This is a genomic window from Microbacterium sp. Bi128, from assembly GCF_918698205.1.
Genome location: NZ_CAKKMM010000680.1, coordinates 1 through 2676, shown reverse-complemented (window position 1 = coordinate 2676; position 2676 = coordinate 1). Strand labels below are relative to the sequence as shown.

The 2676-nt window shown below is 64.2% G+C and carries 2 protein-coding genes; both read left to right on the top strand.

Annotation, left to right across the window (positions count from 1 at the left end; all coding sequences use genetic code 11):
* The first annotated feature begins 166 nt into the window (after nucleotides 1-166).
* A complete protein-coding gene (locus LQV45_RS24770) occupies nucleotides 167-1189 on the top strand; it encodes a LacI family DNA-binding transcriptional regulator (RefSeq protein ID WP_230009263.1) in 1023 nt (340 codons plus the stop codon).
* 143 nt (nucleotides 1190-1332) lie between these two features.
* Complete coding sequence (locus LQV45_RS24765) at nucleotides 1333-2628, top strand: extracellular solute-binding protein (protein WP_230009262.1); 1296 nt, start codon at nucleotides 1333-1335, stop codon at nucleotides 2626-2628.
* Nucleotides 2629-2676 lie beyond the last annotated feature (48 nt).

The window sequence follows — 2676 nt, the reverse complement described above, 5'->3', positions numbered from 1 at the left end:
CTACGAAACTAGTGCCCTTTCCGACTGACAGAGCCCGTGTCGTGACGTGAAGTGCCTCGCCATGGGACCGGGATCAAGGTAAAGCCGGACGTCCCGTTGACAACTGCAAAACGTTTTGTGTAACGTGTCTCACACCAGATACAAAACGTTTTGCAAAGGGAAGTCAATGACGACAAGAGTGGGAAGACGCGACGTGGCCAAGGCCGCCGGGGTCTCCGTCACCACGGTGTCGCATGCCCTGAACGACGCCACGAGCTTCCGGGTGAAGGCAGCGACGCAGCAACTCGTCCGGGACGTGGCCAGGGATCTTGGGTACGCCCCGAACAAGATGGCCAGCGGACTGCGCAACCAGCGCTCCCAGATCCTTGGCCTGGTCAGTGACGAAATCACCACCACCCCCTTTGCAGGCGCCATGATCCGCGGGGCGCAGGACGCCGCCTACGACCGCGGCTACGTGGTGATGGTGGTCAACTCGGGCCTGGACAGCGAGCTGGAAACCCGTGAAATCAACATGCTGCGGCAGCACCAGGTGGACGGCGTGGTCTACGCCAGGATGTACCACCAAAGCGTGCAGGTCCCCGCAGAACTGGAGGGCCTTCCCACCGTGCTGCTGGATTCCACCACTAACGACAAGTCCATTTCCTCGGTTACCCCCGACGAGGTGGGCGCCGCCGAGACGGCCGTTGAAGCAATCATCCAAGCGGGCCACACCCGGATCGGGATGCTCAACAACATCGACGACATCCCCGCCACGCACGGCCGCAGGGAAGGCTTCCTCAACGCTCTCCGGCGGCACGGCCTGCAGCACGACCCCCGCCACCTCGTGATCGGCCAGCCCGAAACCACGGGAGGCCGCGAGGCCGCCCTGGGCCTGCTCGGTCAGCCCGACCGCCCCACAGCCCTGTTCTGCTTCAGTGACAGGGTTGCCATGGGCGCCTACCAGGCGGCCACCGCATTGGGGCTGCGCATTCCGGAGGACGTGTCCATTGTGGGAATCGACAATCTCGAAATCATCGCGGACGCCCTTTGGCCGGGGCTCACCACCGTCGCCCTTCCCCACTACGAAATGGGCAGTTGGGCGGTCCACCGAATCCTGGACGACATCGAAAATCCCGGCACACCCGCAGTCCAGACGCAACTGGACTGCCCCCTGATTGAGCGGGGGTCGCTCGGGCCGCCGCCAAGTTAGCCGATTGCCGGCATCACCACACCGTTCCACTGCTCCGCCGCCCGGGGACCGCAATAAGAAGGGACGCAGCCGTTGCACCGGCCGCGTCCCGAAGGACCCGGGGCAATCTCCCACGCCCAAATTCAGCAGAAAGATTGACCATCATGAACAAGCGATTCACCCGGATCCTCGCCACCAGTGTAGCTGCGGCGGCACTTGTCGGCTCCCTGGGCGCCTGCGGCAAGGGCAGCGCCTCTGCCCCGTCCGCCGGCTCCAATGAGATCACCATGTGGACCCACAACGCGGGCAACGCCGAAGAACTCAAGGCGGTTGAAAACATCGTCGATTCCTACAACAAGAGCGCCGGTGCCAAGGCCAAGATCAAGGTCCAGGCGTTCCCGCAGGACTCCTACAACGACTCCGTGGTCTCGGCCGCGGCCGCCGGAAAGCTCCCCTGCATTGTTGACATCGATGGCCCCAATGTTCCCAACTGGGCCTGGGCGAAGTACCTGACACCCCTGAAACTCGACGCGGATGTTTCCAAGAACCTGCCGAGCACGGTGGCCAAATGGGAGGGCGAGACCTACGCCGTTGGCACCTATGACGTCGCACTGGCGATGCTCGCACGCGCCTCTGACCTCAAGGCAGCCGGTATCCGCGTCGCCACGGTCGAAAAGCCGTGGACCAAGGACGAGTTCCAGGACGCGCTGACCAAGCTCAAGGCGCTGGGCAAGTGGGAATACCCGCTGGACATGGGTACCGCCGGAACCGGCGAATGGCTGCCCTACGCCTACTCCCCGTTCCTGCAGTCCTTCGGTGGGGACCTGATCAACCGCGACGGGTTCCAGTCGGCAGACGGCGTCCTCAATGGCGACAAGGGCATCGAGTGGGCCCAGTGGTTCCGCGGCCTTGCCGACCAGGGCTTCATGGCGAAGAAGAGCGGCAAGGACTCCACCCAGGACTTCCTCAACAACAAGAGCGGCCTTCTCTACACCGGCTCCTGGGCCGCGGACAAGGCACGCGCAGCGGTAGGTAAGGACCTCGTGGTCATGCCGTCCGTGGACCTCGGGACCGGCCCCAAGATCGGCGGCGCCTCCTGGCAGTGGGGCGTGACCAGCGGCTGCAACAACTCCGCGGCAGCCATGGACTACCTGTCCTACTCGCTGAAGCCGGAAAACCTGGCCGCGGTGGCGAAGGCAACGGGCACCATCCCGGCCACCGACGAGGCCGCTGCCCTGATCCCCGCGTTCGCCAAAGGCGGCACAAACCGGATCTTCATGGAACTTTCCCGCAACTACGCGGTGATGCGCCCCGAAACCCCGGCCTATCCCTTCATCGCCACCGAATACGGCAAGGCTGTCCAGGACATCCTGGCCGGCGCCGACCCCAAGACGGCGCTGGACAAGTCGGTCAAGGCCATCGACGCCAACATCAAGTCCAACGGCGGCTACAAGAACTAGCCGGCTGCCAAACGGTACTTTCGACGGCGGTGCGCAACCGCCGTCGAA

What these genes read in the sequence shown, in the direction of transcription:
- LQV45_RS24770 (WP_230009263.1), top strand. Translation starts at nt 167, where the DNA reads ATGACGACAAGAGTGGGAAGACGCGACGTGGCCAAGGCCGCCGGGGTC.
- LQV45_RS24765 (WP_230009262.1), top strand. Translation starts at nt 1,333, where the DNA reads ATGAACAAGCGATTCACCCGGATCCTCGCCACCAGTGTAGCTGCGGCG.